12 protein-coding genes, 2 tRNA genes and 3 rRNA genes are annotated in these 20,546 nt (G+C 54.5%); 12 read left to right on the plus strand and 5 right to left on the minus strand.

The genetic code is table 11. The features are described 5' to 3' along the window. Positions 1-10 precede the first annotated feature (10 nt). The 3 genes from CPY64_RS04405 to CPY64_RS04415 are packed head-to-tail and all read right to left on the minus strand — an operon-like array spanning position 11 to position 1,940. Positions 11-277: a YkgJ family cysteine cluster protein gene (locus tag CPY64_RS04405; protein WP_042484388.1), complete on the minus strand. Its 267-nt coding sequence runs from the start codon at positions 275-277 to the stop codon at positions 11-13. Beyond that, the gene (locus tag CPY64_RS04410) at positions 274-1,038 is read right to left on the minus strand and encodes a YdcF family protein (RefSeq protein WP_042484390.1); all 765 of its coding nucleotides are present in this window, start codon (positions 1,036-1,038) and stop codon (positions 274-276) included. The genes CPY64_RS04405 and CPY64_RS04410 overlap by 4 nt, the downstream gene beginning before the upstream one ends. Beyond that, complete coding sequence (locus CPY64_RS04415) at positions 1,035-1,940, minus strand: glycosyltransferase family 9 protein (RefSeq protein ID WP_042484393.1); 906 nt, start codon at positions 1,938-1,940, stop codon at positions 1,035-1,037. The genes CPY64_RS04410 and CPY64_RS04415 overlap by 4 nt, the downstream gene beginning before the upstream one ends. A gap of 147 nt (positions 1,941-2,087) precedes the next feature. On the opposite strand from CPY64_RS04415, the gene msbA reads away from it, so the two are divergent. The 3 genes from msbA to CPY64_RS04430 all read left to right on the plus strand — a co-directional run bounded on the left by msbA (position 2,088) and on the right by CPY64_RS04430 (position 5,036). Further along, entirely contained in the window at positions 2,088-3,881 is a 1,794-nt protein-coding gene (gene msbA / locus CPY64_RS04420; protein ID WP_086046091.1) for a lipid A export permease/ATP-binding protein MsbA, read from the plus strand. A 30-nt stretch (positions 3,882-3,911) separates the two neighbouring features. Beyond that, positions 3,912-4,370 carry a hypothetical protein gene (locus tag CPY64_RS04425; RefSeq protein ID WP_042484395.1) on the plus strand — a complete coding sequence of 153 codons (459 nt, stop codon included), beginning with the start codon at positions 3,912-3,914 and terminating at the stop codon, positions 4,368-4,370. 150 nt (positions 4,371-4,520) lie between these two features. Beyond that, positions 4,521-5,036 (plus strand): P-loop nucleotide/nucleoside kinase family protein, encoded by a 516-nt coding sequence (locus tag CPY64_RS04430; RefSeq protein ID WP_198501048.1) that lies wholly within the window; start codon positions 4,521-4,523, stop codon positions 5,034-5,036. A gap of 299 nt (positions 5,037-5,335) precedes the next feature. Here CPY64_RS04430 and rng read toward each other — a convergent pair whose 3' ends face one another. Beyond that, positions 5,336-6,799: a ribonuclease G gene (gene rng, locus CPY64_RS04435; protein WP_042484397.1), complete on the minus strand. Its 1,464-nt coding sequence runs from the start codon at positions 6,797-6,799 to the stop codon at positions 5,336-5,338. Between the two features lie 1,692 nt (positions 6,800-8,491). On the opposite strand from rng, the gene CPY64_RS04445 reads away from it, so the two are divergent. From CPY64_RS04445 to CPY64_RS04470, 6 genes are all read left to right on the plus strand, one after another. After that, positions 8,492-10,027, plus strand: a 16S ribosomal RNA gene (locus tag CPY64_RS04445). A gap of 93 nt (positions 10,028-10,120) precedes the next feature. Then, a tRNA-Ile gene (locus CPY64_RS04450) sits at positions 10,121-10,197 on the plus strand. An 11-nt stretch (positions 10,198-10,208) separates the two neighbouring features. Further along, a tRNA-Ala gene (locus CPY64_RS04455) sits at positions 10,209-10,284 on the plus strand. A gap of 378 nt (positions 10,285-10,662) precedes the next feature. Continuing rightward, positions 10,663-13,545, plus strand: a 23S ribosomal RNA gene (locus tag CPY64_RS04460). Positions 13,546-13,726: 181 nt separating this feature from the next. Then, positions 13,727-13,839: ribosomal RNA gene (rrf, locus tag CPY64_RS04465) — 5S ribosomal RNA — on the plus strand. The 16S, 23S and 5S rRNA genes sit together here with 2 tRNA genes alongside, the layout of an rRNA operon. A 183-nt stretch (positions 13,840-14,022) precedes the next feature. Then, positions 14,023-15,603, plus strand: a complete 1,581-nt coding sequence (locus tag CPY64_RS04470; RefSeq protein WP_080723827.1) for a phytoene desaturase family protein — start codon at positions 14,023-14,025, stop codon at positions 15,601-15,603. A 9-nt stretch (positions 15,604-15,612) separates the two neighbouring features. Here the strand turns inward: CPY64_RS04470 and glcC are convergent, their stop codons facing one another. Next, complete coding sequence (glcC, locus tag CPY64_RS04475) at positions 15,613-16,377, minus strand: transcriptional regulator GlcC (protein ID WP_080723826.1); 765 nt, start codon at positions 16,375-16,377, stop codon at positions 15,613-15,615. 195 nt (positions 16,378-16,572) lie between these two features. On the opposite strand from glcC, the gene glcD reads away from it, so the two are divergent. From glcD to glcF, 3 genes are read left to right on the plus strand one after another with little or no spacing between them, the layout of a single operon-like run. Next, positions 16,573-18,072 (plus strand): glycolate oxidase subunit GlcD, encoded by a 1,500-nt coding sequence (gene glcD / locus CPY64_RS04480; RefSeq protein WP_042487692.1) that lies wholly within the window; start codon positions 16,573-16,575, stop codon positions 18,070-18,072. Then, positions 18,072-19,157, plus strand: coding sequence for a glycolate oxidase subunit GlcE (glcE, locus tag CPY64_RS04485; RefSeq protein WP_042487689.1), 1,086 nt, complete (start codon positions 18,072-18,074; stop codon positions 19,155-19,157). Before glcD ends, glcE begins: the two co-directional genes overlap by 1 nt. After that, on the plus strand, positions 19,142-20,365 hold the full coding sequence (glcF, locus tag CPY64_RS04490; protein ID WP_042487686.1) for a glycolate oxidase subunit GlcF: 1,224 nt from the start codon (positions 19,142-19,144) through the stop codon (positions 20,363-20,365). Before glcE ends, glcF begins: the two co-directional genes overlap by 16 nt. The last annotated feature ends 181 nt before the right edge of the window (positions 20,366-20,546 follow it).

A 20,546-nucleotide genomic window follows, 5' to 3' on the forward strand; every position in this document is an offset into this window, starting at 1 on the left:
TTTTTTACATCTAGTTCTTGATGGCCGGGGCGGTCAGCGCTTCCAGCCTGGTCAGCCAGATCAAGGCGTCCTCCCGTTTCTCCCCGCACATTTCCTGCGAGGCTTGCAAGCCCGAGCAACAGGCAGGGCGTTCAGGCTGGCCGAAAATCCGACAACGCAGTTGTTCGTCCAGCTGGATACAGGGCACACCGGCGGGTTTGCCGTGGGGCATGCCGGGAATCGGGCTGGAAATAGAGGGGGCGATACAGCATGCCCCGCATTCAGAACGACAAATCATGCCCAGCCTCGGGACCAGTACACCAGAATCCCTACATATTCCTTGATGATGGAGCGGCTGGACTGCAGCGCCATCAGATTGGGTTTCCATATGGAAAATTCGGGACTGTTGGGAACGGTTAGCTGAGGTGCCGCCCCTGCAGCAATCACATTGACCCCTTGCTTGCGGAAAATAGCCATGGCGCGTGGCATGTGCAGGGCAGAGGTCACCAACAAGACCTGGTTAGCCTGCTTTTCTTTCAGCAGCTGCGCGGTGTATTCCCCATTTTGCTGGGTGGTCAGGCTCTCGTTTTCCATCAGCGTGGCCGAAGGGGGAACATCCAGGTTGTTCAGGGTATTGGCCATGACCTTGGCCTCACTGATCCCTCCATCCAGAGCGGCGCCCGACAGGACAATATAGGGAGCACGACCTGCTTTATACAAATCAGCAGCGCGCTCTACCCGTGCCGATGTCTTTTGTGCGGTCTGGGGCAGGAACCAATTGCTGCGGTTTTGGGCGGTATGGCCACCTAGCACCACAATGGCATCGGCTTGCGTTACCTGGTCAGCGGGCTGGTAGGGGTACATTTTTTCCAGATACCCACCGGCATACAGGCTGGTGGCGGGCAGGGACCAGGCACCGGTCCAGAGCAAACCCGCCAAAGCCAGGGCAGCTGCGGTTTTGCGCAGACGCAGGATAAAAAGCAGTACCGCCAAAAGTAATAGGGCGGCAAACAGATTCAGCGGAATGACAAGGCTGGTCAGAATGCTCGATAGACTCATGAATGCTCCCGCTCTGACTCCAGCACTTGCACCACCTCATCGAGTGTAGGCCATTGGCCATCCCGGCCGAGGCAGATAGCCCGCGGCGACCAGGGACCAGTGTCTTCGGGGTTGGTAACACCACATAAGGTCAGCTGCTGAGCCTTTATGGCTGCTGCGACATGGGAGACGCCAGAATCATTGCAAATAACCCACTGCGCCTGTTGGCAAAGCCGTGCGAACGCCCCCAGAGGCAGGGGCGGCAAGCAGCGTGCGCTGGGCGCATTACGCAGGGCAGCCTCATGCTCGTTGGGTGGAGGGCACATAATGACGGTTTTGCCTTGGGCTTGCAGATGGCGGGTCAGTTGGTCGAAATACGGCCAGACTTTGACGCGGCCTTTGTGCAGTCCCGTTGCGGTAGGGGCGATCAGAATATAGTCACCGGGGCGCAGGGCGGCTTGGCGCAGACTGTTGTCGCCTTCTTGCCGTTGCAGGGGGCTAAGCGTCAAATCCAGGGTGGCTGGGGCTTGTTCAGGAGCTGGTTTCAACTTCCACAGCTCCAAAGCCTGCTGAACAATATAGAACCAGGATTGCACCGCGTGCAACTGCTTTTGCGGCTTATTGAGTGGCCAACGTAATAAAAGGCTACGGCCATCGTCCCGGTAACCGCAGGCGGGCAGGCCCGCCAGTTTGAAGCTGAGCGCACTGCTAAGCGAATCGGGCAGCAGCAGGCCGTATGCATTGCGGTGGCCATGCTGGCGACGATAGCGGCGTATGGCCTTGGCATCCTGGTGCCAGTGGCTGGTCATGGGGATGAAACCCTGCAAGGGGTAGGCTGACAGCAGTTCGCGGGCCCAGGGACGGGCGCAAACCACAACGGGCAAACCAGTATCCAGCAGGGCCTGTAAACACGGCAGGCTCATGCATACATCGCCTAACCAATTAGGCAATCGCAGGTAAAGGGCAGAGGGATCAGACATGAACAGGACAACTAGGCAGGACGAACAAGAGCGGGGACGCTCGATTCAGGCAATGAGCGTTAGAATAAACACAATTAGATAGTATATAGGGTGTCCTCGTTGTCCAACGCCATAGAAACCAAAATCAAGCCTGCTGGGCACGATCCCGTCAAATCCGATCTCTGGAAGCGCATTTACAGTCGTTTGCTACCTTATTGGAAGGTAGCGGTGCTGGCGCTGATCCTGGTCAGCATTTCCTCGGCAACGCAGCCGGTGCTGGCAGTGATCATGAAGCCATTGCTGGATGACGGCTTTACCGGTGCCAATCCCGACTATATGTGGTCCATACCCCTGGCGGTGATCGGGCTGATGTTCGTGCGTGGCGTCACCAGTTATGGCAGCTCCTACTTGTTTGCCTGGATCGCCAACAAAATGTTGCTGACTTTACGTGGCGACATGTTCTCCCGCTTGCTGGGATTGTCCGATTCGGAGTTCAAGCAAGGGGATACGGGTCGTTTGCTGAACCGTTTCACCATTGATGCGGGCACCATGACCGGGGTAGCCACCGAGGTGGTCACTGTCGTGGTGCGCGAGACCCTGACGGTGATTGCCTTGCTGGGCGTCTTGCTCTACATGTCCTGGCAACTGACGGTTATCGTGTTTCTGGTCATGCCCGCCTCGGTCTTTGTAGCCAAGCTGGTGTCGCGCCGCCTGCGCCGCATTAACCGCGATACGGTAAACATGAATGCCGAGCTGACCCGCGTGGTCAGCGAAGCCATTGATGCTCAACGTGTCATCAAGCTGTTTGACGGTTACGAGCGTGAAAATACGCGTTTCATGTATGTGAACGCACGTTTGCGTCGCTTTGCCATGCGCGCGGCTTCCGCGGATGCGGCCTTGTCGCCCATTACCCAGCTGTTTGTGTCCATCGCCGTGGCCGGGGTGATTTTTGTGGCCCTTTACCAGGCCAACACCGGCACGCTGACTATTGGTAGCTTTGCCGCTTTCATGGCGGCTTTGGGGCAGATTTTTGATCCCATCAAGCGTCTGACCAATATCACGGGCACCATGCAGCGCATGTTGGTAGCGGCAGAAAGCGTGTTCAAACTGGTCGATCAGGAGCCCGAGCCTGATACCGGGACTCGCGAATTCAAGCAGCCTGTGCGCGGTCATATTGAATTTGACGCGGTTTCTCACCGTTTTCCTAACGCGCATCGCGATACTCTGTCCGAGGTGAGCTTTGCGGTGCAGCCTGGCCAGACCATTGCCTTGGTCGGTAGGTCCGGCAGTGGCAAGACCACGCTTGCCAATATGCTGCCGCGTTTCTTGATTCCTACCGGCGGAGAAGTCCGTGTGGACGGTATCCCCTCGGAAGAGTTGACCTTGCGCAGCCTGCGCAGCCAGATTTCCCTGGTCAGCCAGGATGTGGTGCTGTTTGAGGCGACAATTGGCCAGAACGTCGCTTATGGCGCAGGTGCCGATGTTCCGCCGGAACGTATTTGGGAGGCCTTGGAAGCGGCCAATCTGCGCGAGTTTGTGGAAGGTCTGCCACAAGGTCTGGATACGATGGTGGGCGAGAACGCCAACGCTCTGTCCGGCGGTCAACGTCAGCGCCTGGCAATTGCCCGTGCCCTGATCAAAAATGCACCTATCCTGATTCTGGATGAAGCCACCTCGGCTCTGGATAACGAGTCCGAGCGTCAGGTTCAGATGTCGTTGGAAACCTTGATGAAAGGCCGCAGTACCCTGGTGATTGCACATCGCCTGTCTACCGTACAAAATGCAGATCAAATTCTGGTGCTGGACGAAGGGCGGATCATTGAGCAAGGTCGTCACGACGAATTGCTGGCCCGTAACGGCGTGTATGCCGGTTTCTACCAAATGCAGTTTCAGTTCAACGAATAAGCAGCCTGGGGCTGCACAATAAGGAACATCATGAAGAAAATCATTCTTGCGCTGGCTGGGCTGGCTGTGTTGGCAGGATGTGCCAAGCAGGGTGCGGAACTGCGAGAACAGGATTTGCGTCGTTCCAGCTATTTCAAGACAGAGCGACGCATCAATGCAGACTTTGTGGGCATTCAGCGTGCCTTGTTCAAGCACCAGGCAGAGTGTGGCAAAGCAGCCGTCTTCAAGATGGACGAACGCCAGGCCAGCTACGGCACCTTGCGTTATGAACTGGAGCCGGGGGCGGGTTGGGATAAAAGCATTCTGGTTGATCTGACCTTGATGCAAAAAGGCTGGGTAGATGCCAAGGTGTATAGCTACCGCGCGGATGTGAAAAAGGAAATCAAGGAGATCTTCACCTCGATTCGCGCGCCAGGCGTGTGTAATCCGGATGATGCACCGAAAGAAGAATTGCCCGAGGACGACTTTGTCCCCGTTGCACCGCAGTAAGTGCTCAAGCTGGGTGCAGGGCGGTTCTTTCTCCACCTGAGGCGCCCCACTCGCAGGACAGCTCTGTCTTGCTCTTGACCCGCTTTTTCAAGCGGGTTTATTGTTTTTAGTCTTTTCTCGTTAATAGAGATGATGTTGGATTTTGCCGCTATGTCCCAAACCAAACAGACAGCCACGACAGCAGCAATGCTCTATCTGATTTGCGGCAAGATTGCGGCGGGCAAATCCACCTTTGCCAAGCGCTTGTCCGAGCAGTCAAGAACGGTGCTGATCAGCGAAGACTTTTGGTTGGCAAGTTTGTATTCCGGTCAAATTGCCTCTTTGGAGGATTACGCTCGTTGTTCGGAGCTGCTGCGTACTGCCATGGCTCCGCACATCGTGGGTCTGCTCCAGGCCGGAGTGCCCGTGGTGCTGGATTTTCCATCCAACACTCTGGCAACACGAGCTTGGGCGCGGGAATTGATTGAACAGGCGAGCGTGGCTCACGAATTGCATTATCTGGATGTGGCCGATGAGTTGTGCAAAGCGCGCTTGCATGCTCGTAATGCCAGCGGTGATCATCCCTTTGAAACGACTGAAGCGCAGTTTGATTTGTTCAGCCGCTATTTTGTAGCGCCCCAGGAGTCAGAGGGCTTTCATGTCATCCGCCATCAGATCAAGGAATAGGCTTGGAGTTTAGTTTTCAGTCGCTTGATGCTGTTTACTTGGCTAAGTCTTGAGCTTGTAGATGCCTGCGCGAGCAGGCTGCAAGAGAGGGCTAAGCTGGGTGTGGTGAAGTATTTTTTGATGCGTATTAGGGCAAGCCACTCATGTAATGCTTAAAGCACTTTGCGCTATGGGCTCTATTGAACTAGCCAGTTGACTCCACGCCACTATTAAGTGACGCCCGGTTGCAGGGCGCAGACCTTGCCGTTCGATGGCGAATGAAGGGGATTGGCTACCCCGCCAATCCCAAAACAGACCATTTACAGCAAAATAATGTCGTATTGCTCCTGGGAGTAGTGCGGGTCTACTTCCAGGGAAATAGGCTTGCCAATAAAGTCGCCCGCCACGGCCAAATGCTGGCTTTCTTCTTCCAGAAACAGATCCACTACTTCCTGTGCTGCCAGGATGCGGAATTCCTTGGGGTTGAATTGCTTGGCCTCGCGCAAGACTTCGCGCAGAATTTCATAGCAGACGGTACGGGCCGTGCGCACGGAACCACGCGACTGGCAAGTAGGGCAGGGCTCGCACAACTGGTGCGCCAGGGAATCACGTGTACGTTTGCGTGTCATCTCCACCAGGCCTAACTGGCTAAAGCCATTGATCGTCACGCGAGTACGATCTTTGGCCAGTGCTTTTTGCAGCTCCTGCAAGACAGACTCCCGGTGAGCGGGATCGTCCATATCAATAAAGTCCAGAATGATAATGCCACCCAGGTTGCGCAGACGCAGTTGGCGAGCCAGGGCAATCGCCGCTTCCAGATTGGTCTTGAAGATGGTGTCGTCAAAGTTGCGGCCACCGACAAAACCACCCGTATTCACATCGACCGTAGTCAGGGCTTCGGTCTGATCGATAATCAAGTAACCGCCAGACTTCAGATCGACCCGGCGCGACAAGGCGCGGTTGATCTCTTCATCCACATGAGCGGTATCGAACAAGGCGCGGCTGCCTTTGTGGTGACTAATTCGCTCCAGCACGGAGGGCGTATAAATCTGGGCCCACTCCTTCATCTCTTGAACCACAGTGCGTGAGTCCACAATGATGGATTGAGTGTTGGGTGTGACCATATCGCGCAAAACACGTTGTGCCAGGCTCAAGTCCGTATACAGAACGGAAGGGGCGCCTTGCTCTCGGATACGTTCCTGAATGCGTGTCCATAAAGTGCGCAGATACTGCTGATCCGCACTGATTTCTTCATCTGTCGCGCATTCGGCCTGAGTCCGTACGATAAAGCCGCCTTTTTCGTCCTTGGGCATCAGGCGGCTGACGCGTTCGCGTAGCTCGATCCGGTCTGCATCCGAACCAATTCGCTGCGACACACCAATATGCGGATCAAAGGGCAAATACACCAGCATGCGTCCAGCAATGCTGATCTGCGTAGAGACGCGAGCGCCTTTGGTGCCCAAAGGATCCTTGATGACTTGTACTAATAGAGACTGGCCTTCGAACAGGAGTTTTTCAATGGGGGTAGTCGCGCTACCTTGATTGCGCTCGGTACGGTTCTGCCGCAAGTCGGCTACATGGATAAATGCCGCGCGCTCCAGGCCAATATCAATAAAGGCACTTTGCATGCCGGGTAGAACCCGCGCCACCTTTCCTAGATAGACGTTCCCCACATAGCCACGTTGGATGCTGCGCTCGATATGAATTTCCTGGACAGCACCTTGCTCGACCAGGGCAACACGGGTTTCAAAAGGAGTGACGTTAATCAGGATGTCTTCATGCATAGTTAGTTTCGCTAAAGGAATATCTGTTTCGGCCTAGTGTAGGGCCAAGTCAGGGAGGCTGCTATGCCTTTATGACTATATAGAGAGTTTAGTGAGAAGGAATGCTTCGCTTGCCTTTGTTCTGGAGGCTGCTTGGGGGTGGATGTGGTTCTAACCGCTCTATATAGGACGCCGCTCGGGGCCCCGGGACAGGGTGTTGGGGCGGACTACTTGCCGGCGCGATGCGCCGGTCCCCTTGTCGGAGTCACCATCGGGGCGCAGTCTGAACTCGCCCAGTGATTGGTCCCCCGGACCAATCACAAACGTTGGGCTCAAACAGCAGACTGCTTGCATCCCCAATGGTGACTCCGACTGCGGCAAGTCGTCTGACTCGCCCCAACACCCTGTCCCGGGGCCCCGAGCGGCTAACAGCTCTGCATAGTGCTCGATCTTGGAGGCCGCTCAACTTGCTATCTATATAGAGACACTCTTGGTTTGGGGCGAGGGTCTGGTGCTGTGGGGCGTGTTCACCGCCACTATCTTGTTTGCCAACCAACCGGTTGGGTAGGTAGGTAGGTAGGTAGGTAGGTAGGTAGGTAGGTAGGTAGGTAGGTAGGTAGGTAGGTAGGTAGGTAGGTAGGTAGGTAGGTAGGTAGGTAGGTAGGTAGGTAGGTAGGTAGGTAGGTAGGTAGGTAGGTAGGTAGGTAGGTAGGTAGGAAACCCACGACTGGCGATCATTTGTGGGGGCGAGTTTCTCTCTAACTATATAGAGAGGGAGTTGTCAGGGAGTGGCGGGAGGATTTAACGAATTTTTGTGAGGAAAACAGTGGTCACACCGTGTTTTGCGCTGTAGGCGACTGAAGCCTCCTGCCGAGAGGCAAAAATTCGAAGTTAATCTAAAAAATATTTTTATAGTTATTCTTCATAGTTATCAATCAGCTACATCGCTTTACGGAGTTTTCTCTCCTGAGATACCTAGAAAAATGGCAAAGAAGGCTTGCAAGTCTGAAAATCATCGTGCTATAGTTCTTTTCTCGCTGCAGCACACACAGGGTTTTCCCTCAAAGCGCTACAGAGAGCAGTTAGACAAGATTCACCGCCTTGGCCAAGAGGCCCGCACCGAAGCTTGAATGACTGAGTCAGGTAACTGACACGGTGTAAAACCCGGAGCTTGACAAATCAGAAAATTCTGTGTTAAAGTTCTAGGTTCTGCTCCAGAGAACGCAGCGTTAAGTTTTTAAGCGGTTTCGAAGGTTGAAACAAATTTGAAAATTTACCCTTGTTTGTGAAGTTGGATGGTTGACCCTTTGGGTTGATTGTTCGCCAGGTAGGACGGAACGAAAGTTCTGGTTTAAGCGGGATGAGTTGGACGGTTTTAAAACTTTCTAACTTCTTCAAAAAAAACGCTTGACACACTGCCTGATCTGCTTCATAATCTCGTTTCTCTGCTGCTAACACAGCAAGGCACGAAGCGCTAAGCGCGACGAGCCAGCCGGGTTAGTCGGTAGAACGACAGGCAACTGTCACTGCTCTTTAACAATTAACAGCCGATAAGTGTGGGCGCTTGGAATGAGCGAGTCGAACCCTTCGGGGATCGCCACAAGTTTGTATCAAGTGCTCACAAACGAAAGATGAAGAATTACCTTGTGTAACTCTGAATTTTTCTTTGAGACACAATCGGTCTCGTCGCAAGACGGGACAACCACAGAGATTAAACTGAAGAGTTTGATCCTGGCTCAGATTGAACGCTAGCGGGATGCTTTACACATGCAAGTCGAACGGCAGCGCGAGAGAGCTTGCTCTCTTGGCGGCGAGTGGCGGACGGGTGAGTAATATATCGGAACGTGCCCAGTAGCGGGGGATAACTACTCGAAAGAGTGGCTAATACCGCATACGCCCTACGGGGGAAAGGGGGGATCGCAAGACCTCTCACTATTGGAGCGGCCGATATCGGATTAGCTAGTTGGTGGGGTAAAGGCTCACCAAGGCAACGATCCGTAGCTGGTTTGAGAGGACGACCAGCCACACTGGGACTGAGACACGGCCCAGACTCCTACGGGAGGCAGCAGTGGGGAATTTTGGACAATGGGGGAAACCCTGATCCAGCCATCCCGCGTGTATGATGAAGGCCTTCGGGTTGTAAAGTACTTTTGGCAGAGAAGAAAAGGTACCTCCTAATACGAGGTACTGCTGACGGTATCTGCAGAATAAGCACCGGCTAACTACGTGCCAGCAGCCGCGGTAATACGTAGGGTGCAAGCGTTAATCGGAATTACTGGGCGTAAAGCGTGTGTAGGCGGTTCGGAAAGAAAGATGTGAAATCCCAGGGCTCAACCTTGGAACTGCATTTTTAACTGCCGAGCTAGAGTATGTCAGAGGGGGGTAGAATTCCACGTGTAGCAGTGAAATGCGTAGATATGTGGAGGAATACCGATGGCGAAGGCAGCCCCCTGGGATAATACTGACGCTCAGACACGAAAGCGTGGGGAGCAAACAGGATTAGATACCCTGGTAGTCCACGCCCTAAACGATGTCAACTAGCTGTTGGGGCCGTTAGGCCTTAGTAGCGCAGCTAACGCGTGAAGTTGACCGCCTGGGGAGTACGGTCGCAAGATTAAAACTCAAAGGAATTGACGGGGACCCGCACAAGCGGTGGATGATGTGGATTAATTCGATGCAACGCGAAAAACCTTACCTACCCTTGACATGTCTGGAAAGCCGAAGAGATTTGGCCGTGCTCGCAAGAGAACCGGAACACAGGTGCTGCATGGCTGTCGTCAGCTCGTGTCGTGAGATGTTGGGTTAAGTCCCGCAACGAGCGCAACCCTTGTCATTAGTTGCTACGCAAGAGCACTCTAATGAGACTGCCGGTGACAAACCGGAGGAAGGTGGGGATGACGTCAAGTCCTCATGGCCCTTATGGGTAGGGCTTCACACGTCATACAATGGTCGGGACAGAGGGTCGCCAACCCGCGAGGGGGAGCCAATCTCAGAAACCCGATCGTAGTCCGGATCGCAGTCTGCAACTCGACTGCGTGAAGTCGGAATCGCTAGTAATCGCGGATCAGAATGTCGCGGTGAATACGTTCCCGGGTCTTGTACACACCGCCCGTCACACCATGGGAGTGGGTTTCACCAGAAGTAGGTAGCCTAACCGTAAGGAGGGCGCTTACCACGGTGGGATTCATGACTGGGGTGAAGTCGTAACAAGGTAGCCGTATCGGAAGGTGCGGCTGGATCACCTCCTTTTAGAGCGAATGGCTCGCAAAGCGAAAGCGTCCACACTTATTGGCTGTTAGTTAATGTCATGACCATTGAAGGTATCGCCCACTGGTGATAGATGGGTCAGTAGCTCAGTCGGTTAGAGCACCGTCTTGATAAGGCGGGGGTCGTTGGTTCGATTCCAACTTGACCCACCAACGATTACCTCGGGGGATTAGCTCAGCTGGGAGAGCACCTGCTTTGCAAGCAGGGGGTCGTCGGTTCGATCCCGTCATCCTCCACCACCGCTTTTGTGGATGGTTGTCGATACAGCAAGGTTCATGACAGAGTATAGGGCACAGGACAACAACGGTTGACCTGGCGCTAGATTCAACGAAGAGTGTTCTTTTTAAAGAATACTGCTCGTTGGGTTATGCAACCCACGAATTGCTCTTTAACAATTAGGAAGAAGCACAACGAAGGTGTGTTGTCTAATAAACGCAAAGCGATTAGTCGCCTTGTGATGACAATACACGGGTTGTGATTGCAACAGAACAAATTATGTTCAACGAAAGTTCTCAAAAATATAGACGTTGTTCGATCTTCGGATTGGATGACAGCTAAGGATTGATGAACGGCAACAACGTATACTCATATTCCTATAACAGCATCAAGCGTTATAGGATCAAGCGAATAAGTGCATATGATGGATGCCTTGGCGATCACAGGCGATGAAGGACGCGGTAGCCTGCGAAAAGCTACGGGGAGCTGGCAAACAAGCTTTGATCCGTAGATGTCCGAATGGGGAAACCCACCGTAGTAATACGGTATCCCATGCTCAATACATAGGCATGTGGAGGCGAACCGAGTGAACTGAACCATCTCAGTAACTCGAGGAAAAGAAATCAACCGAGATTCCGGAAGTAGTGGCGAGCGAAACCGGACCAGCCTGGATGTTTTAGCGTAGTGAATAGTCGAATGGAATGGAAAGTCCAGCCGTAGCAGGTGATAGCCCTGTAGGCGAAATTCAGTACGTGGAACTAAGCATCGAACAAGTAGGGCGGGACACGTGAAATCCTGTCTGAATATGGGGGGACCATCCTCCAAGGCTAAATACTCGTGATCGACCGATAGTGAACCAGTACCGTGAGGGAAAGGCGAAAAGAACCCCGGAAGGGGAGTGAAATAGATCCTGAAATCGTATGCATACAAACAGTAGGAGCACCTTCGTGGTGTGACTGCGTACCTTTTGTATAATGGGTCAGCGACTTACATTCAGTGGCAAGCTTAACCGAATAGGGGAGGCGTAGCGAAAGCGAGTCCGAATAGGGCGATTCAGTCGCTGGGTGTAGACCCGAAACCAGGCGATCTATCCATGGCCAGGTTGAAGGCACGGTAACACGTGCTGGAGGACCGAACCCACTAATGTTGAAAAATTAGGGGATGAGCTGTGGATCGGAGTGAAAGGCTAAACAAGCCTGGAGATAGCTGGTTCTCTCCGAAAACTATTTAGGTAGTGCCTCGTATATTACTGCCGGGGGTAGAGCACTGTTATGGCTAGGGGGTCACAGCGACTTACCAACCCATGGCAAACTCCGAATACCGGCAAGTACAGTACGGGAGACAGAGCACCGGGTGCTAACGTCCGGACTCAAGAGGGAAACAACCCAGACCGCCAGCTAAGGTCCCTAACTATGGCTAAGTGGGAAACGAAGTGGGAAGGCATAGACAGTCAGGAGGTTGGCTTAGAAGCAGCCATCCTTTAAAGAAAGCGTAATAGCTCACTGATCGAGTCGTCCTGCGCGGAAGATGTAACGGGGCTAAGCCATAGACCGAAGCTGCGGATGTGTACTATGTACACATGGTAGGAGAGCGTTCCGTAAGCCTGTGAAGGTGTTCCGTGAGGAATGCTGGAGGTATCGGAAGTGAGAATGCTGACATGAGTAGCGATAAAGGGGGTGAAAAGCCCCCTCGCCGTAAGTCCAAGGTTTCCTGCGCAACGTTCATCGGCGCAGGGTGAGTCGGCCCCTAAGGCGAGGCAGAGATGCGTAGCTGATGGGAAGCGGGTTAATATTCCCGCACCGTCGTAGAGTGCGATGGGGGGACGGATTGCAGAATGTTATCGGGGTGTTGGATGTCCCCGTTGGCGCATCATAGAAGGCACTTAGGCAAATCCGGGTGCGTAATTCAAGGGTGTGACTGGATAGAGCTTCGGCTCTAAACTAACTGGAAGCAGTTCCAAGAAAAGCCTCTAAGCTTCAGCTCTACGAGACCGTACCGCAAACCGACACAGGTGGACGGGATGAATATTCCAAGGCGCTTGAGAGAACTCAGGAGAAGGAACTCGGCAAATTAATACCGTAACTTCGGGAGAAGGTATGCCTCATTAGTGTGATGTGCCTGCGCACAAAGCATGAAGAGGCCGCAGTGAATCGGTGGCTGCGACTGTTTACTAAAAACACAGCACTCTGCAAACACGAAAGTGGACGTATAGGGTGTGACGCCTGCCCGGTGCCGGAAGGTTAAGTGATGGGGTGCAAGCTCTTGATCGAAGCCCCGGTAAACGGCGGCCGTAACTATAACGGTCCTAAGGTAGCGAAATTCCTTGTCGGGTAAGTTCCGACCTGCACGAATGGCGTAACGATGGCCACACTGTCTCCTCCTGAGACTCAGCGAAGTTGACATGGTTGTGATGATGCAATCTCCCCGCGGCTAGACGGAAAGACCCCATGAACCTTTACTGTAGCTTTGCATTGGATTGTGAACCGGCCTGTGTAGGATAGGTGGGAGACGTTGAAGCGTGGTCGCCAGATCGCGTGGAGTCATCCTTGAAATACCACCCTGGTCTGTTTGCGGTTCTAACCTAGGTCCCTTATCGGGATCGGGGACCGTGCATGGTGGGCAGTTTGACTGGGGCGGTCTCCTCCTAAAGTGTAACGGAGGAGTTCGAAGGTACGCTAGAGACGGTCGGAAATCGTCTTGATAGTGCAATGGCATAAGCGTGCTTGACTGTGAGACTGACAAGTCGAACAGGTACGAAAGTAGGACATAGTGATCCGGTGGTTCTGTATGGAAGGGCCATCGCTCAACGGATAAAAGGTACTCTGGGGATAACAGGCTGATACCGCCCAAGAGTTCATATCGACGGCGGTGTTTGGCACCTCGATGTCGGCTCATCTCATCCTGGGGCTGTAGCCGGTCCCAAGGGTATGGCTGTTCGCCATTTAAAGAGGTACGTGAGCTGGGTTTAAAACGTCGTGAGACAGTTTGGTCCCTATCTGCCGTGGGCGTTGGATATTTGACGGAGCCTGCTCCTAGTACGAGAGGACCGGAGTGGACGTACCACTGGTGTATCGGTTGTCATGCCAATGGCATTGCCGAGTAGCTACGTACGGAAGAGATAACCGCTGAAGGCATCTAAGCGGGAAACTCGTCTGAAGATTAGATATCCCGGAGGCTTGACCTCCCTGTAGGGTCGTCCGAGACCAGGACGTTGATAGGCTGGGTGTGGAAGTGCAGTAATGCATGTAGCTAACCAGTACTAATTGCCCGTGTGGCTTGATCCTATAACCCTTGAGGTTGTAGTGAGTTAAGTTGTTGACCACAGAACGTAATATTGAAGTGCAGCGCAACCCGCGCTCGACACCTTCGTAACCGCTGCTAGCTGATCCGTACTGATCGCTAGTGGTGTGCTTCTTCCAATTGGCTGGGGCGTCCCTTAAAAAGACGACTCGGCAACCAGTTACGCTTGACGACCATAGCGAGGTGGTCCCACACCTTCCCATCCCGAACAGGATTGTGAAACGCCTTTGCGCCGATGATAGTGGACGGACGTCTGTGAAAGTAGGTCATCGTCAAGCTCTTATTCCTCAAAACCCCCGCAAGCGCACCGCTTGCGGGGGTTTTGTTTTATGCGTCGCCAACGCACAGGCCAGCGGCACGCCCTGATGGCATACAAGCCTGATCTCCTCTGAAATTCCTACTCAGTTTCTCCTTTGCGCCGTAGAATACGGATAAATACTTTAGAGCTAAAGGAGTTGCCCGTGGGTGCAGAGACAGTAGTAGATGCGATTGTGGTTGGGGCAGGGCACAATGGCTTGGCAGCAGCCGTGGAGCTGGCCAGCAAAGGCTGGAAAGTTCAGGTTGTGGAAGCAAAAAGCTCCGCAGGTGGTGCAGTCAGCACTCAGGAATTGACCCTGCCAGGCTTCAGGCATGATGTGTGCGCCATGAATCTGTCCTCCTTTGCGGGCTCTGCGTTTTTCCAGCGTCATAAAGAGGCTCTAGGCCGTCACGGTTTGGCTTTCGTCCCTGCAGAACATTGCTTTGCCAGTGTGTTTCGGGATCACAGCTATTTGGGTGTCAGCACGGATCTGGAAACGACCTTGAAGCGGATACGCGCTGTTTCTGAAAAGGACGCTCAGGCTTGGCAGGCCATGCTGGATGATTTCCAGAGCAAGGCTCCTCACCTGTTTGCTGTGCTCGGTAGCCCCATGCCTTCCTGGGGCCTGATGAAAAGCGCCTGGAAGAGCTGGCGTGAGCTGGGCAAGGATGGCGTTGCAGAGCTGATGCAATTGCTGCTGGCGACGCCTCGTGACTTTCTGGACCGCCATTTTGAGAGCGATTCATTGAAAGCCATGATGGCAGCCTGGGGGCTGCATGTGGATTTCACACCAGACACAGCCGGTGGTGCTTTATTCCCTTATCTGGAGTCCATGGCCAATCAAGCCTTCGGTATGGTGATCGGGCAGGGCGGTGCTGACACGATTATCCGTGCCATGACGAGCTTGCTGCAGGAGCTGGGCGGTGAGCTGCTGTTGAATGCCCCCGTGCAGACAATTGAACAAGAGAATGGTCGCGCCAGTGGTGTTGTCCTGGTTGATGGTCGTCGCCTGAAAGCACGCAAGGCGGTGATCGCGAATCTGAATCCTCAGCTAGTCTTTGGTCGTCTGGTGCAGTCCGCTGCCGTTTCCAAGGATTATCAGAAGAAAGTCGATGCCTTCCGCCCCGGTTTGGGCACTATGATGATTCATTTGGCGCTGGACGGGCTACCCGACTGGAAAGCCGGTGCCGAGCTGCAGCGTTTCTCCTACGTGCATCTGGCACCCGATATGGCCATGATGAGCCGTGTTTACGCCGAAGCCGCCGCAGGCTTGTTGCCTGTCGAGCCTGTGCTGGTGGTTGGGCAAGGTACGGCTCTGGATCCTTCCCGTGCCCCAGAGGGCAAACACACCCTGTGGATTCAAGTGCGCGTATTGCCTGCCCAGATTAAGGGCGACGCTTCTGGTCAGATTGCTGCTGGCGATTGGTCGCAGCTTAAAGACGCGTATGCAGAGCGCGTTCTGGATCTGCTTGAAAGCTATGCGCCCGGTTTGCGTAGCAAGATTTTAGCCCGCCACATCATGTCGCCCCAGGATCTGGAGCAGTTCAATGCGAACTTGATTGGTGGGGATAACCTCTCGGGCAGCCATCACCTGGATCAGAACTTCTTCTTCCGCCCGGTTGCCGGTTACTCCAAATACAAGACGCCGATCAAGGACCTGTATTTGTGCGGCGCCTCGACCTGGCCTGGTGCAGGGACGGGAGCCGGATCGGGCTATATGCTGGCCAATCTGCTGGTGAAGTAAATAAAGGAACTAGAGGCCATTCAGACGCTGCCGAGCGTGCTCCAGACGCAGCTGTTTGGCCTCCAGTTCCTGAAGCTGTCGTCGTATCCCATCAATATGTTCTTTGGCTGCGCGTCGGGCCAAGTCAGCCTGGCCTTGTGTGACGGCATTGCATAAACGGGCATGTTGCCTGTCCAGCCTGCGTTTGGAGTCATGATCGGGGTACAGGTGCTGTACGGACACACGCACCGTAGACAGCATCAAGTCGTTGAACAGGCTGATCATGTGCACCAAAACCGGGTTATGCGAGGCCTCACAGATAGCGGCATGAAAAGCATGGTCGGCCCGAGCAACCTGCTCAGGAGCCGCATCCTGCATCTGCAGATGTTCCAGCTCCTGAAAGCGCCGTCTTATCATGATGTGATCGGCTTCGGTCCCTCTGGACGCGGCTAACTGGGCAGCCTCGCTTTCAAGCAGTTCACGCACTTCGAGCAAGTCATACAGTGTGCGTCCCTGCGCTTGCAGCAGGTGCTCCAGCGGCTTGCTGACGGCGGCATCAATCAGGTTGGCAACGAAGGAACCTTTGCCATGCCGGGTTTCAATCAAGCCGCGCACGCGCAGGATTTGCAGTCCTTCCCGCAGCGCAGAGCGGGACACGGCCAGCCTTTGCGTCAGTTGCCGCTCGGAGGGCAGGACTTGTCCCGGTTTCAGGACGCCATCCATGATAAAAGTTTCGATGCGTTGGGCGACCAGCTCGGCGGTAACTTCCAAACGCTTGGGTTCCTGCATTTTCATCTGTGGTCAGACCAGTTGTATGCTTGTGGAAATGATAACAAGCTGATTATCTATCTGTCTGATTTTTAAGTATAAAGATAAACCCTAATACTCTCTAAGGGTAAAAACTGGTCGGACCAGTAGTCTGGCGGCTGGACAAGCCCGCCTGCATCAAAGACCATCCGTTTCAGGAGACTTTAAAAGACAGGAGGCGTCATGAGCTTGCGCTACGACAAAAAACTGGACGGTGTGCTGCCCCGCGTGGACAAGATGCAGCTGCTTAGCCGTTTGCGTGATGATATTCCCGGCCTGGATGTACTGCACACAGATGAGCAGTTGCACCCTTACGAGTGCGATGGACTGAGTGTTTATCGCGCCAAACCCTTGCTGGTGGTGTTGCCCCGTAATGTGGAGCAGGTACAGGCCGTGATGCGTTTGGCCCACGAAGTTGGCGTGCCGGTAGTCGCCCGTGGTGCGGGTACCGGTTTGTCAGGCGGCGCTATGCCATTGGAGCAGGGCATTTTGCTGGTGATGGCGCGCCTGAACCAGATTCTGGATCTGGACCCCGTAGCCGGGATTGCTCGGGTTCAACCAGGCGTGCGTAACATCGCGATCTCTCAGGCGGCTCAACCCTTTGGGCTGTACTACGCACCGGACCCGTCTTCGCAGATTGCCTGTTCGATTGGTGGCAACGTAGCGGAAAACGCGGGCGGCGTGCACTGCCTGAAATATGGTCTGACCGTACACAATATCTTGCGCCTGGAAGTCATTACCGTCACAGGCGAACGATTGATCCTGGGCTCCGAAGCCCTGGATACCCCCGGCTTTGATCTGATGGCCCTGTTTACGGGCTCTGAAGGGATGCTGGGCGTAGTCACAGAAATTACCGTCAAGTTGCTGGCACGCCCTCCTTGTACGGTGGTGTTGCTGGCCAGCTTTGACGAAGTGGAAAAAGCAGCGGATGCCGTGGCTCAGATTATTGCCCAAGGCATTGTGCCCGCAGGACTGGAAATGATGGATCAAATGTCCATTCGTGCGGCCGAGGACTTTATTCATGCTGGCTATCCTGTGGATGCACAAGCGATCTTGCTCTGCGAGATTGATGGCGCTTTGGAGGATGTGCAGGATGATGTGGCCCGTGTCGAGCAGGTGCTGTTCAAGGCGGGTGCGCAAGAAGTGCGGGTTGCTCGGGACGAGCAGGAACGGCAGCGCTTCTGGGCCGGCCGTAAAAACGCCTTCCCTGCGGTGGGACGGATTTCTCCTGACTATTACTGCATGGATGGCACCATTCCGCGTCGTCAGCTGGCGTATGTCCTGAAGAAAACCGCCGAGCTTTCCGAAGAATATGGCTTACGCGTCGCCAACGTGTTTCATGCGGGCGATGGCAATATGCATCCTCTGATTCTGTTCGATGCCAATGAGCCCGGCGAGCTGGAGCGTGCCGAAGCCTTGGGTGGCAAGATTCTGGAATTGTGTGTGGAAGTAGGCGGCACAATTACCGGCGAGCACGGTGTAGGCCGAGAAAAAATCAATCAGATGTGCGTGCAGTTCAACGAAGACGAGCTGCAGTTTTTCCATGCGATCAAAGCTGCCTTTGATCCCAAAACCATGCTGAATCCCGGCAAGAACATTCCTACTCTGCACCGCTGTGCAGAAATGGGTGGCATGCACATCCATCACGGGCAATTGCCTTTCCCAGAGTTGGAGCGCTTCTGATGAGTACCGTAGAACATAAGAGTCAGGATCGCAGCGCTGAGTTGCTGGAGCAGGTTCAGCAAGCCCTGGCCACGAAAACCCCTTTGCGTTTGCAGGGTGGCAATACCAAATCCTTTCTAGGCAAAGCCGTGCAAGGGCAAGAGTTGAGCTTGGCCGGCCATGAAGGTGTGGTCGATTACGACCCGGCGGAGCTGGTGGTCACGGTGCGTGCCGGGACGTCCTTGCAAGCTCTGGAAACGGTCTTGAACGAACAAGGCCAATGCCTGCCTTTTGAGCCTCCTTTGTTTGATGGCCAAGCCACGGTTGGTGGAGCCACCGCCTGTGGTTTGTCGGGGCCGCGTCGGCCTTGGGTAGGCTCATTACGAGACTATGTGCTGGGCTGCCGTTTGATCAGTGGCATGGGTACGCATATGCGCTTTGGTGGCCAGGTCATGAAGAACGTCGCCGGTTATGACGTGTCGCGACTGATGGTCGGTGCACAGGGTTCCCTGGGTGTAATTACCGAGGTGTCTTTCAAAGTCTTGCCTCGTCCTCGTAGTCGCGCCAGTCTGGTTCTGGAGGTGGATCAGCAGGAAATTGCGGGTCTGTTGCGTAGCTGGCGTGATCAAAGTCGCCCCATTACGGGCGCAGCGTGGCAGGACGGGCGTTTGCATTTGCGTCTGGAAGGTGGCGACAGCTCAGTGCAATTGGCTCAGGAGCAAATTGGCGGAGAAGCTTTGGACTTGTCCTATTGGGATGATTTGTGCGAGCAGCGCCTGGAGTTTTTCAAGCAGCCCGGCACCTTGTGGCGAATCGCCTTGCCAGTGGATGCTCCCGTACAAACATGGCCCGGCCAGATTCTGGTGGATTGGGGTGGGACACAGCTGTGGCTGAAATCCGATGCGCCTGCCGAGCAGATTCATGCGCAAGCTCAAGCCTTGAAAGGGCATGCCCGTTGCTGGTCCGGATCAGGCGCCGGGCAGGATGTCTTGCCCGAGTCCTTGTTGATATGGCATCAGCGCTTGAAGCAACAGCTGGACCCTGCTGCCATTTTTAATCCAGGTCGTCTCTTTCCTTCGGCGGAGTCCACATGCAAACACAACTGACACCATGGGCTCAGCAACTGCCGCAAGCCGAGCAAGCCCAGGCCATTTTGCGCTCCTGTGTGCATTGCGGGTTCTGTAATGCCACCTGTCCCACCTATCTGGACCAGGGCAATGAGCTGGACGGTCCCCGTGGCCGTATTTACCTGATCAAGATGTTCCTGGAAGGCAAGGCTACCTCGGAATTGACCCAGCATCACCTGGATCGCTGCCTGAGCTGCCGTAACTGTGAAACGACCTGTCCTTCGGGGGTGAAATATCACAACTTGCTGGATATAGGTCGGGCCGCTTTGGAACCCAAAGTAAAGCGGCCTTTGAAGGACCGCGCCATGCGAGTCGCCTTGACGCAAATTCTGCCTGAGCCTGGTCGAGTCGGTGCCTTGCTGGGGGTCGCGCGAACCATGCGCCCCTTGCTGCCATCTTCTTTACAGGAAAAAATTCCGCCCAAGCAAAATGCGGATTTGACGCGACCTGCACAGCGACACAGCAAACGAGTCCTGATGCTGGAAGGCTGTGTGCAGCCAGCCATGGCACCTTCCATTAACGCCGCGACGGCCCGAGTGCTGGATCGCTTGGGCATTAGCGTGACGCCCATCGCTCAGGCGGGCTGCTGTGGTGCCTCGTCCTTTCACTTGGGTGCGCAAGAGCAAGGCCTGGAGCAGGCGCGTCGCAATATCGACGCTTGGTGGCCGCAGATCGAACAAGGGGCGGTAGCGATTGTGCAGACCTCCAGCGGCTGCGGGGCCTTCGTGAAAGAGTACGTGGACTTGTTCAGAAATGATCCGGCCTATGCCGAGCGCGCTCGCCGTGTCAGTGAACTGGCCAAGGATCTGGTCGAAGTGCTGGAGGAGCAGCCTTTGGAGGAATGCCTGAACACGCAAACCCGCCCACGTCTGGCTTTTCATTGCCCTTGTACTTTGCAGCATGCGCAAAAACTGGGTGGGCGAGTCGAAGCTGTATTGACTCGTCTGGGTTTCGACCTGGGCGCTGTGCCGGATAGCCACCTGTGCTGCGGTTCGGCTGGCACCTATTCGTTGACTCAACCCGAGATCGCAGGACGCCTGCGTGATCGCAAGATGGATGCGCTGGAAAGCAGCAAGCCTGACCTGATTGTCACGGCCAATATGGCCTGCGGGAATCATTTGAATGGAGCGGGTCGGACTGCGGTCAAGCATTGGATTGAGTTGGTGGATGAGTTTTTGTCTACCTGAACGTATAGCTGTACTTCTGCAGTGAATTGAAAGCCCGCTTAAAAAAGCGGGCTTTTTTTATTTCGTCCAGGCCGCGAGCGACGGGCGGAAGGGCGGTTTTCGCTAGTTTGGTGAATAAGTGCAGGAAAGGGCTGCCATCTGCGTGAATGGGATAGCGGGACAGGAGGGGGCTATTTAGCCT

Source organism: Alcaligenes faecalis, from assembly GCF_002443155.1.
GTDB classification, from domain to species: domain Bacteria; phylum Pseudomonadota; class Gammaproteobacteria; order Burkholderiales; family Burkholderiaceae_B; genus Alcaligenes; species Alcaligenes faecalis.

Bases quoted from the DNA above. Each gene is read 5' to 3' on its own strand.
- CPY64_RS04410 (WP_042484390.1), bottom strand. From the start codon at position 1,038: ATGAGTCTATCGAGCATTCTGACCAGCCTTGTCATTCCGCTGAATCTG.
- glcF (WP_042487686.1), top strand. From the start codon at position 19,142: ATGCAAACACAACTGACACCATGGGCTCAGCAACTGCCGCAAGCCGAG.
- glcD (WP_042487692.1), top strand. From the start codon at position 16,573: ATGAGCTTGCGCTACGACAAAAAACTGGACGGTGTGCTGCCCCGCGTG.
- CPY64_RS04415 (WP_042484393.1), bottom strand. From the start codon at position 1,940: ATGAGCCTGCCGTGTTTACAGGCCCTGCTGGATACTGGTTTGCCCGTT.
- CPY64_RS04405 (WP_042484388.1), bottom strand. From the start codon at position 277: ATGATTTGTCGTTCTGAATGCGGGGCATGCTGTATCGCCCCCTCTATT.
- CPY64_RS04425 (WP_042484395.1), top strand. From the start codon at position 3,912: ATGAAGAAAATCATTCTTGCGCTGGCTGGGCTGGCTGTGTTGGCAGGA.
- rng (WP_042484397.1), bottom strand. From the start codon at position 6,799: ATGCATGAAGACATCCTGATTAACGTCACTCCTTTTGAAACCCGTGTT.
- glcC (WP_080723826.1), bottom strand. From the start codon at position 16,377: ATGAAAATGCAGGAACCCAAGCGTTTGGAAGTTACCGCCGAGCTGGTC.
- glcE (WP_042487689.1), top strand. From the start codon at position 18,072: ATGAGTACCGTAGAACATAAGAGTCAGGATCGCAGCGCTGAGTTGCTG.
- CPY64_RS04430 (WP_198501048.1), top strand. From the start codon at position 4,521: ATGTCCCAAACCAAACAGACAGCCACGACAGCAGCAATGCTCTATCTG.